The sequence below is a fragment of the Chelatococcus reniformis genome (assembly GCF_014640075.1).
Classification (GTDB): domain Bacteria; phylum Pseudomonadota; class Alphaproteobacteria; order Rhizobiales; family Beijerinckiaceae; genus Camelimonas; species Camelimonas reniformis.
Window position 1 is genome coordinate 270,471 of the sequence record NZ_BMGG01000002.1, and the last position, 13,351, is coordinate 283,821.

The following is a 13,351-nucleotide window of genomic DNA, read 5'->3' on the forward strand; positions in this document are numbered from 1 at the left end:
TGCACGGCGTGCGGCATCGGGCTGATCAAGCCGGCGCCCCGCCGGCGCCGGCGGTTGGTGTCCCCGGCTGGACCTGCCGTCTTGTATAGAATATCACATCGCGGGTCTGGCCCTGTGGCCAAGATGCATATACACATTTGACCGAGGCCGGGCAGAGACGGCCGCCTCGTTCGGGAGAAGACGAACCGGGCGGAGGTGGCGGGCGTCGGGCCGTCGAGGGAGCGAACACATGAGCAGTGCTGCGGCAGAGCGGGCCGACAATTCCAAGGCCAAGGTCGAGCTGACCGTCGACGAGCTGAAGGCCAAGGTCGGCCAGGAGGTCGGCGTGTCCCGCTGGTTCGAGGTGGACCAGAAGCGCATCGACGCCTTCGCCGACGTGACCGAGGACTGGCAGTTCATTCACGTCGATCCGGCGGCGGCCGCCAAGACGCCGTTCGGCAGCACCATCGCACACGGCTTCCTGACCACATCGCTGCTCGCCCCCATGGCCTACGATGCGCTCCCGGGAATCGCCGGCCGCGCCATGGGCGTCAATTACGGTTTCGACAAGCTGCGCTTCATCTCGCCGGTGCGCTCCGGCAAGCGCGTCCGCGGTCGCTTCACGCTGAAGGAATTCACCCAGAAGGGCCCGAAGGAGCTGCTGCTGAAGCACGAGGTGGCCGTCGAGATCGAGGGGGAAGCCAAGCCCGCCCTCGTCGCCGAGTGGCTCGGCATGTCTTTCCTGGCCTGATCGTTCGGGTATGACGTGGGGTGCGTCGGCCCGGCTGCGGCCGATGCGGAACCCGTCCCCGACGCCGACGGCGCCACCCCAACTTCAAGGACAACAGGATGAGCATTCGTTTCGATGATCGCGTCGCCATCGTGACCGGCGCCGGCAACGGCCTGGGCCGCGAGCATGCGCTCGGCCTCGCGGCTCGTGGCGCCAAGGTGGTGGTCAACGATTTCGGCGGCGCGCGCGACGGCACCGGCGGCAGCTCCGAGGCGGCCGAGAAGGTCGTAGCGCAGATCAAGGCGGCGGGCGGCGAGGCGATCGCCGACGGCGCGGACGTCGCCAATGCCGAGCAAGTCAAGGCGATGGTCGACCGCGCCAAGGGGCAGTGGGGCCGCGTCGACATCCTCATCAACAACGCCGGCATCCTGCGCGACAAGACCTTCGCCAAGCTCGACATCGCCGATTTCTGGAAGGTGGTGGACGTGCACCTCATGGGCACGGTCAACTGCACCAAGGCCGTGTGGGACACCATGCGCGAGCAGAACTACGGCCGCATCGTGCTGACCTCGTCGTCGTCGGGCATCTACGGCAACTTCGGCCAGGCCAACTACGCTGCCGCCAAGGCCGCCATGGTCGGCCTGATGAACGTGCTGCACATCGAAGGGCAGAAGAACAACATCCACGTGAACACCCTGGCACCAGCGGCCGCGACCCGCATGACCGAGGAGCTGATGCCGCCGGAGGTGCTGAAGCTGTTGGAGCCCGGCAAGATCTCGCCCGGCGTGCTGTTTCTGGTCAGCGAGAACGGCCCGTCGCGTGTCATTCTGGGCGCTGGGGCGGGCGTCTACGCGCAGACCCATATCTATGAGACCGAGGGCGCCTATCTGCCGCCGGCCGAGAATACGCCGGAGGGCGTCGCCGCCCAGTTTGCGCGCATCTCCGATCCAGCCGGCCAACGGGAGCTGCAGGGCGCTTTCGAGCAGACCGGGCACTTCGTCAGCAAGGCGGCCGCGGCGCAGGGCATCAAGCTGCCCGCGCGCTGATATCAGTTATCCGACGTCGGGGGCCGGCGGCTTCGCGCCGGCTCCGCAGCAGATCCACGGGAGGATCCCCATGAGAGAAGCGGTCATCGTCTCCACGGCCCGCACGCCGATCGGCAAGGCCTATCGCGGCGCCTTCAACGACACCCAGGCCCAGGCCCTGGGCGGCCACGTGATCAAGCACGCGGTGCAGCGTGCCAAGATCGACCCGGCCGAGATCCAGGACGTCGTCTTCGGCGCGGCCATGCAGCAGGGTTCCAGCGGGCTCAACATCGCCCGCCAGTCGGCCATGCGCGCCGGCCTGCCGACCTCGGTGGCGGGCATGTCGCTCGACCGCCAGTGCGCCTCCGGCATGATGGCCATCGCCACCGCCGCCAAGGAGATCATTTCCGACGGCATGGACGTGACCGTCGGTGGTGGCCTCGACTCGATCTCGCTCGTGCAGAACGACAAGCAGAACACCTATCGCGCGCGCGATCCGTGGCTGGTGGACCACCTGCCGGCCATCTACATGTCCATGCTGGAGACGGCCGAGACGGTCGGCGCCCGCTACAATGTTTCGCGCGAGGCCCAGGACCGATATTCGGTGCAGTCTCAGGCTCGCACCGCCGCCGCCCAACAGGCCGGCCGCTTCGCCGACGAGATCGTGCCGCTCCCCAGCACCATGAAGGTGCAGGACAAGGCGACGGGCGAGGTCAAGGACGTGGCGATCACCCTAGACAAGGACGAAGGCAACCGTCCCGGCACGACGTACGAGAACCTCGCCAGCCTCCAGCCCGTCTTCAAGGATGGGTTGACGATCAAGCAGGGCAAGTACATCACCGCCGGCAATGCCTCGCAGCTCTCCGACGGTGCTTCCGCGGCGGTGCTGATGGAGGGCAGGCTCGCGGAGAAGCGCGGCCTGGAGCCGCTTGGCATCTACCGCGGCATCGCGGTGGCCGGCTGCGAGCCGGACGAGATGGGCATCGGCCCGGTGTTCGCCGTGCCGAAGCTGCTCAAGGCCAACGGCCTCAAGATCGAGGACATCGGCCTGTGGGAGCTCAACGAAGCCTTCGCGGTGCAGGTACTCTATTGCCGTGACAAGCTCGGCATTCCGGACGAGTTGCTCAACGTCGACGGGGGCGCGATCTCCATCGGCCATCCCTACGGCATGTCAGGCGCCCGCATGGTCGGGCACGCGCTGATCGAGGGCAAGCGCCGCGGCGCCAAATACGTCGTCTGCACCATGTGCGTCGGCGGCGGCATGGGCGCGGCAGGCCTGTTCGAAGTGGCCTGATCGGATACACAGTCCACGCTTTTCGACAGCCCGTCGCTCGGCCGAGCGACGGGCTTCTTTTCGTGCAGGAGACATGGTCTACGAGGGAGGGGCGCGGCGCGGGGCCGGGCGGCAGGCAAGACGGGGTGGGCGATGAGCGACATCACTGATCAATCCGGTTCGGGCCGCCGCAGCTTCCTGCTCGCGCAGGCTCCCTACATCGCCATGCTGCTCCTGGTGTTCGGCGGCATCGCCCTCACCAGCCTGCTACCGTCGCTGACCTCCGTCTACTGGCAGCTCATCGCTGTCGTCTTCGCCGTCATGTGCATACTCAGCGAATGGCGACGGCATCCCCCCGGCCGGCCCCGATGGCGGATGGCCATCGCGCAGCTCCTGCACTGGGCGGTGATCCTCATCGCCATGCGCGTGCTGTTCGTGCACGACGTCGCCAACATGCTGAACTCCGATGCCATCGGCCTTGCGGTGCTCGCGGTGCTCGCGCTCGGCACGCTGCTCGCCGGCATTCATATCGGCGCTTGGCAGATCGGCTTCGTGGGCCTGCTGCTGGCGCTCGGCATCCCGGCGATCGCCTGGCTCGAACAGGCGGCCCTGCTCATCACGGCGGCTGCCATCTCGATCGCCGCCATTGCGGCCCTCTACCTGTGGCAGCGGCATCGCAGCGCCGAATCGGCGGATGTCTAGACGGATTCCAGAACTGCGACTGCCGTTCGCACTATTGTGAGCTGGTCAACCAGCCCAATGTCTTGCGAAAACTTGCACACGCGGCAAATAGGAGCTGCGTCTCGCGCCAATCCGCGCTAGGGGAGTCCGGCAGGGCGCCGGTCTGTAGCCGGCTCGGTTTCCGGCGCGATCTGCTTCCATCTCGGCGAAGGGGGGAATCGCCACATGAAGCACACCTGGTCACTGTTGGGCGCGGCCGCGATCGGCGCCGCACTGGTCACGGGTCCGGCCTGGGCGCAGCAGCCCGCCGCAGCGCCCCCTGCGGGGCAGACGATGGCCGCTCCGGCGGCCGGACAGGCCGACGCGGGCGCGCCGCCGCCGTACAGTGCGGAGGATGCCCGCGCCATCCTCAACGCGCGTCTCGCCGCGCTCAAGGCGGTGATCGAGCTGACCCCCGAGCAGGACAAGCTCTGGCCGGCTCTGGAGACGGCGGTGCGCGACATCGTCAAGGATGCCGCTCAGCGGCGCGCGCAACGCAGTCAGCAGCCGCCTCCGGCGACGTTCCTCGACGTGCTTGGCCGCATCGCCGACGCGGAAGAGACCCGCGGCAAGGATCTGCGTCGCTTCGTCGAGGCCGCCAAGCCGTTCGTCGCGTCGCTGAGCGACGCGCAGAAGCGTCGCGTGCCGGCCTTCCTGGGCATGACCGACCATCCCGGCGGCCCGCAGCCGAGCGCGCAGATCTGGCTGTTCGAGGAAGAAGACGATCAATCCTGACGCGCTCGGCAATCGAGGGAGGACAGCTTCCATGCGCAAGATGATACTGCTGGTGTGGGCGGCTGCGGCGGCCCTGCTCGCTGGCGCCCCCGCGGCGCAGGCCATGCCGGTCGATCGCGGCCCGGCCTTGGCGGCTCCGGCCGAGCCGACCGCCGGCGGCTGTGGCTGGGGCTGGCACCGCGGGCCGTGGGGCGGCTGCCGTGCCAACGGCTTCTATGGTCCCCGCGCCGTCTGGGGCGGTCCCGGTCCCTATTGGGGCGGCGGAGTCGTCCTGGCCCCCCGCTGCTGGTGGCGGCCGGGTCCGTGGGGGCCGGTGCGTGTCTGCAACTAAGGCGCTACCGGCCGCGCTGTCCGATCGGGTGGGGGAGCCGGTCAGCCGGAAAAATGCTTCAGATGCAAACGCTTGAAGCACATTACCCCATCGGGTGATTTCGCGTGATCGGGATTTGCACTAGTGGGGTTGCGCTGGGTCGATCGTTCTAGATCGGCTTCATGTCAGGGGAGAATACCCAATGCGTAAATCACTTGCGATCGCTGCCGTCGCGGCTGCCTGCGGCCTCTTCGGCGCTGTCGAGGCCCAGGCGTTACCGGGGGCGCCGGCCCTCCAGAGCGACAATGCGATGGTGCAGCAGGTCCGTGGAGGCTGCGGGACCGGCTTTCATCGCGGGCCATACGGCGGCTGCCGCCGCAACACCGCGGCCTATGGCCCGCGGGGGGCGAACGCCTGCTGGTTCCGCGGCGGCGTCAAGGTCTGTCGCTAAGCGGCTCGGGTCCCACGATGCGCGGCGATCGTCCGGGTCGACCCGGACGGTCGCCGGGCTCCCGTGGCCAGCTCAACCTGCGGCCTGCGGATGGCTTGTTTCGGTGAAGAAGCGGTTGCTCGGGCGCGGCAGCCCCAGATTCTCGCGCAGGGTCCGTCCCTCGTAGTCGAGGCGGAACAGCCCGCGCCGCTGCAGCTCCGGCACCACCTTGTCGACGAAGTCGTCGAGCCCCTCCGGCAGATAGGGGAACATGACGTTGAAGCCGTCGCAGGCCTCCGTCATCAGCCACTCCTCCATGCCGTCGGCGATGGTCTGCGGCGTGCCGACGAAGGCCAGGCCGGCATAGCCGCCGAGGCGCTGCGCCAGCTGCCGCACCGTCAGGTTGTCGCGGCGCGCCACCTGGATCACCCGGTCCTGCGCGCTCTTGCTCGCGTTGCTCGGCGGAACCTCCGGCAGCGGGGCGTCGGGATCGAACGCCGAGGCGTCGTGGCCGAGGGCAATCGATAGGGCGGCGATGGCGCTGTCGTAGTGGACCAAGCTGTCGAGCTTGAGACGCTTGGCGCGCGCCTCGGCGGCCGTCTCGCCGACCACGACGAAGGCGCCGGGCAGGATCTTCAGGTGATCGCGGTCGCGGCCGAGCCTTGCCATGCGCCCCTTGACGTCCGCGTAGAAGCGCTGCCCGTCGGCCAGGCTGCCGCCGGCGCCGAAGATCACCTCCGCCGTCTCGGCGGCGAGTTGCTTGCCGGCCTCGGAGGCGCCGGCCTGCACGATGACCGGCCAGCCCTGGATCGGTCGCGCCACGTTGAGCGGGCCGCGCACGGAATAGTAGGGGCCCTTATGGTTCAGCACGTGCATCTTGGCGGGGTCGAAATAGATGCCCGTCTCCATGTCGCGGACGATGGCGTCGTCGGCGAAGCTGTCCCAAAGGCCTGTGACGACATCGTAGAATTCACGAGCCCGGCGGTAGCGCTCGTCGTGCCCGACATGGTCATCGAGGCCGAAGTTGAGGGCCGCGTCCGGGTTCGAGGTGGTGACGATGTTCCAGCCGGCGCGGCCTTCGCTCAGGTGATCGAGCGAGGCGAATCGGCGGGCCAGGTGATAGGGCTGCTCGAAGGTGGTGGAGCCGGTGGCGATGAGCCCGATGTGCTCGGTGACCGCGGCGAGCGCCGGCAGCAGCGTCGGCGGATCGAACGAGGTGACCGTATGGCTCCGCTTCAGCGCCTCGATGGGCATGTTGAGCACGGCCAGGTGGTCGGCCATGAAGAAGGCATCGAACTTGCCGCGCTCGAGCTTCTGCGCAAATGCCTTGAGATGGCGGAAATTGAAGTTCGCGTCCGGATAGGCGCCGGGATAGCGCCAGGCGGCGGTGTGGATGGTCGTGGGCCGCATGAAGGCGCCGAGGTGAAGTTGACGGGCTGAGGCCATGGGATCACCTGAAGGGCTCTGCCGAGCGGCCCTTCCGCCACGCGCGCGGAGGACGCCGGCCCGGCGGCGCTGCGCCGCCGGTGAAGGCTGCGGCGGATGTAAGCAACGCCGCGGCCCATTGGAAGGTCGGAGCCTTAACTGGGCGGCTGCCAGATCCGCGCGGCAGAGGTGTCGATCCGCTTGGGAATGAGACCGTCCTTGGTGAAGGCATCCGCAATCGTCTGCTGTTCGGTGAGGCCCGCCCGGGTCACTGGGCCCACCGCATAGGAGCGGTGGCTGTTGGCCTCCTCGATGGTCGCGGCATCGATGCCCCACAGCCCGGCCAGCAGCTTGGCGGCCTCGGCCGGATGCTGCTTGACCCAGAGGCCGGTCTCCTTGAGCTTGGCGAAGGTCACGGCGAGCGCCGCGCCGCGCTTGTCCTGCGTCGCCGCCGAGGTCAGGTAGTAGCGCTTGTAGCTGGCGAGCCTCTCGCCGTCGGCGAGTATCCTGGCGTCGGTCTGCCGCCTGGCGCTGGTCAGGAACGGGTCCCACGCCACCCAGGCATCCACGTGGCCACTGACGAACGCTGCCCGGCCATCGGCCGGCGGCAGATAAGCCGGCCTGATGTCGGCGAAGCTGAGGCCCTTGCTGGCTAGCGCGGCGAGCAGCAGGAAGTGGCTGCCGGCCCCCTTGGTCACGGCCACCCGCTTGCCCTTCAAATCTGGGATCGCAGCGATCGGCGCATCCTTCGCCACGAGGATCGCCTGGGCCGCCGGGGAGGGGCCCTCTTCGGCAACGTAGACCAGGTCGGCCCCCGCCGCCTGGGCGAAGACCGGCACGGTGTCGGCGACGTCGGCGCTGAAGTCCACGTTCCCGAGGTTGAGCGCCTCCAGCAGCGGCAGGCCGCTGGTGAACTCGTGCCAGCTGACCTTGGTGCCGAGCGGCGCCAGCGCCTTCTCCAGTTCCCCGTTGGCCTTCAGGATGGCGATCAGCGTGGACGATCTCTGAAAGCCGATGCGAAGCGTGTCGGCTGGCTGGGCGGCGGCGGTGGTTACCAAAGCGAGGGCGACGGCAAGCGTGCCCAGGATCGTCCGCAGGCCCGTCAGCGCCCGCGCGGCTGTCGCCGATCGGCGCTCGTTCATGTGCTGAAAAGTCAACGTGCCGCTCCTGGAGCATAGGGCCGCCCGCCCGGGCCCGCCGCATCGTCGCAGAGCATCTTCCACGGCCCCAGAGGTGTCGATGAGACAGACTTCCGTTCTTGCATGCTCATGGAGAAATAAATTCTCCGTTGGGCCTGCCGGTTGCTGGTCGGCAACCTCGGGCAGACGCCCGCGACACGAACAGCGCGAACGCCCGATGGCTGCCGTTCAGGGTCGACGCCGGGAAAGCAACGTGGCGGCGAATGCCTGAAGGTCAGGGGGGACGACGCTGGCCGGTTCGATGCCCGCCGACAAAGGCACACTCAGGTGCCAGTTGGTTTGAAACCGGAACGCACCAAAATCTTCGTCGACGATACTGGGAATATCGAGCGTTCCGGTCGGGCAGGGCTCTGGATCGAAAGGAGCGCCCAGGCCGACCTGGCCGTACGCGCCCTGAAATGTTGCAGAGTCGAAGCGAAAGTCGAGATGCGAATAAACGAAGGCGCCGCTCGTCGTAAGCGAGATAAGCGGGTGTTCAAGGAGCCGTCGGACCGATTTCAGGCGAGAGAAGCGGGGATTGGCGGCTTGTCCCGGCAATCCCCGTTCGGACAAATCGGTGCCGATCTCCCCGAGATCGCATTGAACTTGAAAGGATCCGTCGCGCGACGTGATCCGGGCGAGCCGCTTGTTGAAGCCATACAGGTTGACGCCGATCCATACGGGTGCAATCTCGTCAAGAAAAAGATGCGGCATATAATTGAATGGGCCGCCGCTTGGAGCATTAATACTGTTCTGTTTTACAAAAGGTATAAGCTCAATTACCTCATGATATCGCATGCCGCCAATCGGGACAAAGCCGGGACGAACATTTTTCTGGCGGCTGAACAGAAATACGATTGGATGCCGACGCCTTGACGATGCCTCCGGCCCGAGGCCAAGCGGCGGGTCGAGAGCCAGCCCCGCCGGCAGCAAACGCTGTACAGCGTCAGAGTCGCGCCAGATGGTGACACAATAGCCCTCCATCGAGCCAACGCCACCGGCGGCGCCGGCTTTCAGTTGTTTGAGAAGGCTGACGACCGGCAGCAACGTGACGGGAATAGGGATTCTGCCGGAGTTGCCGAAACCTGGAATGGACATGCTCCCTCCTGTTATCGCTCTTGCCGTCGCTCGGCCCGACATGACCGCGGCTTCAATGCAGCCGGCGTCTAATCCGGTCCGGACCCAGTCGCCCGCGAGAAATAGATTGGAAACTCCGGTCCCATCCGGCCAAAGGCGTGAGCGGAGACTGCCGGGTGTCGACAGCACATATCGCTCCCACGGATTTATATTTACCCGCACGTATTGAGCGTCGAGGCGAGCCGCGCCGGCCGTCCCTGGAGGAGCCTGGAGCAGCCCCCAATTGAAACCCGAACCGCAGGCATCGCGGGCATTCGGCCAGAGCACCGGCAGTTGCCGGTTCATCCAAGGCACGATCGCCGCTTTGGCCCTCTCGATCTCGGCCTTGGGGAACTGAGGATAGGGCGACGGCGGAGGGATGACCTCCGCATCGGGGAAAACGCCCACAAAATAGGCCAACGACCGCGCGATCCGCCCGCCGCCGGCATATTCGGCTGCGAGCAGCGGCGTATTGTCTTGCCACGACTGGAGAGGCGAATGGCTCCAATCCCTACGCTCATCCCCAAAGCCAACCAGAACGGTTCCGGGGTCGTGCCAGCCAAGTTGTGCGGTCTCCTTGTTCAGCCAGAGTTGCACGGCCAACGTCTGGGTGGTCTTGACCTCGTCGAGGCACCTGCCCCAGGTGTCTGGATAAAAGTCCCGAAGCTCGTGGCAAATCGAATGAAGTCCTCCGAAACCGGTTCCGAGGATCGCGATGTCGAAGGTGTCGATGGCCGAACCCTGAACGTCGGGGGATCGCAGGCGCAACGTGACCTCGTTGTTCGTGCCGGCCCAATCGGTCCACGCCGACTCCAGGTCATGCCCCTCCAACAGGTGGCCATTTTTTATTTGAGAATAGTCAGGATGAATTGGCCAACTCTTGAAGTCGCGTCCCGGTACATCGATCAACGGCTCGTATTCGGCTCGCGGGTCCTTGAGGTCGACCTGGCGGCTGAGCGCAACTCTCTCGATCCTGCTTCCGTCGGACGATAGGTGAAGCGCATCGAGTCTATGGAAAAAATTGAACTTCACCTTCCGCCCGCAAAGATACTTGTAAAGTGGGGCGAATAGAAAATCGGCCATCGGCTCGCGCAGGGTATAGAAGATCGAGCCCTTATGGGTCAACAAGAGCCGAAGTAGTGCGAGCGTGCCGACACCTGCACTGACCTCCCGGATTCCTTTAACGTAGCCAAAGACATAGTCGTAGCATCCCCGAACGATCGCCGACTCCAAACTGTCCTGGCGGCAGCCGTTCTGCTTCATCCACGCGGACCACTCCAGATCGTCGATGGCGTCGAATCCGCTCGACAACACGTCGGCGGACAGGAGTCCTTGGATGAGCCCACCGGCCAAGTCGTAAAGGATGTCGAAACGACGCGCCTCATCACCGTCGGGAGCGGCGCCGACCGCGCTAGTGACCTGCCTGCGGAAGGCCCCGACAAGCCTGTCCCTATCGCCGGCCTCGATTTTCGCGGGTTCCGCAGCGGACCGGTCCAGCAATGCCGCTATGGCGGACAAAGGCGTTGGAAAGACGACGTCATGCGGCACCCCCATGACCGCGGCGATCTCCCGGTGCATGCTCACTTGAGCGTTCGGCTCCAGGAACTGCGCGAGCGGAGAGTTGAGAAAGCTCTCCTCCACCCAAGTCAGGAGTGTTCTCAGGAGGGTGACCGGGGCAAAGCCGCCATTCCCGTCGATACCCGGATCCCGGGCGTTCGGGCGCGCGCTCAGCAGCCAGGGCTTCCATACGCCGTCGACGAGCTCCATGGCGGTGAAGTGGTTCAGGCCTTCGAATTTTTCGCGCCATTCATCGTTCGGACGCCCGAGGCGCGCGTAGAGCCGCTGCACCAAATCGAAGGAGTTGTCATAAAATCCGGCCCAGACATGAAGGCCGTGCTCGAGCGCGCGGCAATCTCTATGCGCATCTCGACCGACCAGGCATTTGCCTCCGAGGCGCCAGCCGAGCGTATAGATGGCAATATCGTAGCGCGTCTGCTCCGGATCCTGCTCGGTCAGTTCAAAAGCAGCGGTGAGGGCGGCGATACCGCCGCCGAAGATTGCAACGCGTGTCCTTTGCATCATCTCCGGCCCTCCCTCACGGTGGATGGCGCGGCATGCCGCCGACCGAACTCGGCGCGCTGCCTTCCCATGCCGCGTCGACAAGAGCTTCCCACAGCAGCATCGCGCCCTCCGCCACAAGGCTGAGCGGAGCGGGTAGGCCGTCGCCAAATCTCAGGAAGTCCTCGCCTGGAATGGCGAAGCTGGTCCCTGAGATGGCGCGGGCCGCCTGCATGCCGGAGATGACCGCCGTCTCGATGCATTCGGTGTTGAAGCCGCTGTCAATCCAAGCGCCGGCGAGGTAGAGATGGCCGAACCCGGAGGCGTCGGTCGCCAGACGCCATCGCGTCGAGCCGGCGGCCGAGGCGACGCAGCAACTCGACGGATCGACGTTCGCCTGACACACCTGTGCGTCGATGCGGTCGGACCCTGCGGCCCCGTCGGGGTCGAACAGAACGGTCCAATCAAAATATCCGTGCGGACTTGTTCCCGGCCAAATACAGCGAGCCTTTCTGCTGAACCAATCGATCGCCTCGGAGCGCGCGCGCGCCTTGGCATCCGCGGGAACGTGACCTTCTTCGGGAGGGGCGCGGTACAGTTCGCACGCAAACGCGTCGCAAAGATACTGGAGCGATTCCGGCCCAACGGGGCCGGAGCCGTAGGGCTCGAACTGCAGGACCTGCGACATGTCGGCCCAGATGCCGAGCGGATCCGGTCCGGTCGAGATGACCGTTTTCTCCGGTGCGTCCGGCGGCACCGCCCCTTCGGGCGGCCATCGGAATCCGGCCGTCGGGACGCTGCACCATGCCTGAACCGAAATGCTCGGAACCAGGGTTGCCGTCTCGGTCATTGCACGGAACTGCGCATTGGCTTCGATGAGCGCGTCGCAGGGTCCTGGCGCCGCATTCAGCTTCTTGAAGGCGCCGAGGGGAACGGCGAGGATGACATTGTCGAATTCACGGCCCTGCCGGAGCATGACCTTGCCGACGGAATGAGTGCACCAATGCGATTCAAGATCGATGTTCTGCGTCGCGAGTTGTTCGCCGCAGTGGATCTGGTCCCATAGTGGCCGGCTTGGCCAGGATTGGAGGAACCCGTTGCCGGGGCCGGGAGCGATCGTCGGGATGTATTCTCCGCTTATCAGATTGACCTGCCGATCAAATTCGATCCACTCCACGGCGGTTTTGGAGGGGTCCAATGCAATGCGGTTCATTTTCATGAAGAATTGAAATTTGACTCCACGTCTCTTCAAGACCTCGTATATCGGCACGACGACGACCTCGCCCATTCCCGATTGCATCTCGAATGCGAACGCGCCCCTGTAGGTGCCGTACAGGCGAATGACGGCCTGGGTGGCCGTTCCGGCGCCGTAGCTCGGGCGCCGCTTGTCCCCCTCGCAGTATTGAAGCATGGAATCATAGAGCGCCTGCACGATCGGCGAGCCATAGATCGAGCTCCGATCCGCTCCGCAGACCGCAAGCCATTCGCGGAAATCCATGAGGTCGAGATCGCCGACGGTGGCGCCCCCAAGCATCATGTCGACGACGACGCCCTTGATCGCGGCCGTCCCCACATCGATAAGTTGAGCGAGGAAGTTTCCGGAAGGCCGCTTCACGAAGGCTTCCGTGTCGAGTGCGGCCCTTGCAAAGCTTCGGATCACGCTGATGAAGGCTCGGAGCTGAGCTTCGTTCCGGAGCCTGTCGTTTGCAGCGAGCATCCCTGCCCAGTCACTCGCGAGCTCAAGCACTCTTTCGGCTTGAATCGCAAGCGACCGCTCGCCCCGTCCGGCTTCCGCCGATGCCGACGTGGCATATTTCGAGGCGTCGACGCCTGCGAGCCGCAGAAGCGCGATCGTAGTGGTGCCGAGAATCGGGTCGGGAGGAAGGGAATCGGCGAATTCACCAGGGGGTGCAAGCTGACGGAAGAACTCCTGCATGACATGGAGCATTTGTGAGAACGATGAGAACGCCGTGAGGTCGGGGGCGCTAACGCCTGGCGTGCCATCGATGCTGGGCCACCGCAGGCCAATAATCTCCGGCCGGTCCCCGGCGCCGATCGCGGAATTGCATTGGGGCTTCAGAGCGTCATCGGAACACACGATCTTCTGGTCCGCCAGGGGCTCCCACTCCTCGTAGGCTGCCCTCAGCATGCGGAATGCATTCTCGTAGCAGCCGAACCAGATATGCAGACCGTGCTCGACGACGCGGCCGCGCTCGTCGCGGCCTGTCGCGCCTTTCCCTCCGAGGCGCCAGCCCATCTGGTAGATCGTGATGTCGAAGCGCTCCCGCTGTTCAGCGCGCTGGGTCAGCTCAAAGGCGGCAGTGAGCGCGGCCATGCCGCCGCCGACGATCGCGATTCGTTGCCGTGTCATG

Annotated in this window: 11 protein-coding genes; 7 read left to right on the forward strand and 4 right to left on the reverse strand. The window is 65.7% G+C overall.

From position 1 onward, the window contains the following. Positions 1–229 precede the first annotated feature (229 nt). From IEW34_RS05790 to IEW34_RS05820, 7 genes are all read left to right on the forward strand, one after another. Entirely contained in the window at positions 230–730 is a 501-nt protein-coding gene (locus IEW34_RS05790) for a MaoC family dehydratase (protein ID WP_188608208.1), read from the forward strand. 98 nt (positions 731–828) lie between these two features. Further along, on the forward strand, positions 829–1,755 hold the full coding sequence (locus IEW34_RS05795; protein ID WP_188608209.1) for an SDR family NAD(P)-dependent oxidoreductase: 927 nt from the start codon (positions 829–831) through the stop codon (positions 1,753–1,755). Between the two features lie 70 nt (positions 1,756–1,825). Further along, positions 1,826–3,028 (forward strand): acetyl-CoA C-acyltransferase, encoded by a 1,203-nt coding sequence (locus IEW34_RS05800; protein WP_188608210.1) that lies wholly within the window; start codon positions 1,826–1,828, stop codon positions 3,026–3,028. Positions 3,029–3,160: 132 nt separating this feature from the next. Continuing rightward, entirely contained in the window at positions 3,161–3,709 is a 549-nt protein-coding gene (locus IEW34_RS05805) for a hypothetical protein (protein WP_188608211.1), read from the forward strand. Positions 3,710–3,913: 204 nt separating this feature from the next. Beyond that, complete coding sequence (locus IEW34_RS05810; RefSeq protein WP_188608212.1) at positions 3,914–4,462, forward strand: Spy/CpxP family protein refolding chaperone; 549 nt, start codon at positions 3,914–3,916, stop codon at positions 4,460–4,462. A 31-nt stretch (positions 4,463–4,493) separates the two neighbouring features. Then, the gene (locus tag IEW34_RS05815; protein WP_244641814.1) at positions 4,494–4,793 is read left to right on the forward strand and encodes a GCG_CRPN prefix-to-repeats domain-containing protein; all 300 of its coding nucleotides are present in this window, start codon (positions 4,494–4,496) and stop codon (positions 4,791–4,793) included. Positions 4,794–4,974: 181 nt separating this feature from the next. Beyond that, positions 4,975–5,223, forward strand: a complete 249-nt coding sequence (locus IEW34_RS05820; protein WP_188608213.1) for a GCG_CRPN prefix-to-repeats domain-containing protein — start codon at positions 4,975–4,977, stop codon at positions 5,221–5,223. Between the two features lie 72 nt (positions 5,224–5,295). Here IEW34_RS05820 and IEW34_RS05825 read toward each other — a convergent pair whose 3' ends face one another. The 4 genes from IEW34_RS05825 to IEW34_RS05840 all read right to left on the reverse strand — a co-directional run bounded on the left by IEW34_RS05825 (position 5,296) and on the right by IEW34_RS05840 (position 13,350). Then, positions 5,296–6,648: an LLM class flavin-dependent oxidoreductase gene (locus IEW34_RS05825; RefSeq protein WP_188608214.1), complete on the reverse strand. Its 1,353-nt coding sequence runs from the start codon at positions 6,646–6,648 to the stop codon at positions 5,296–5,298. Between the two features lie 134 nt (positions 6,649–6,782). Next, positions 6,783–7,769: an aliphatic sulfonate ABC transporter substrate-binding protein gene (locus IEW34_RS05830; protein ID WP_188608649.1), complete on the reverse strand. Its 987-nt coding sequence runs from the start codon at positions 7,767–7,769 to the stop codon at positions 6,783–6,785. 225 nt (positions 7,770–7,994) lie between these two features. Then, on the reverse strand, positions 7,995–11,003 hold the full coding sequence (locus IEW34_RS05835) for an NAD(P)-binding protein (RefSeq protein WP_188608215.1): 3,009 nt from the start codon (positions 11,001–11,003) through the stop codon (positions 7,995–7,997). A 13-nt stretch (positions 11,004–11,016) separates the two neighbouring features. Beyond that, the gene (locus IEW34_RS05840) at positions 11,017–13,350 is read right to left on the reverse strand and encodes an NAD(P)-binding protein (protein WP_188608216.1); all 2,334 of its coding nucleotides are present in this window, start codon (positions 13,348–13,350) and stop codon (positions 11,017–11,019) included. Position 13,351: the final 1 nt, after the last annotated feature.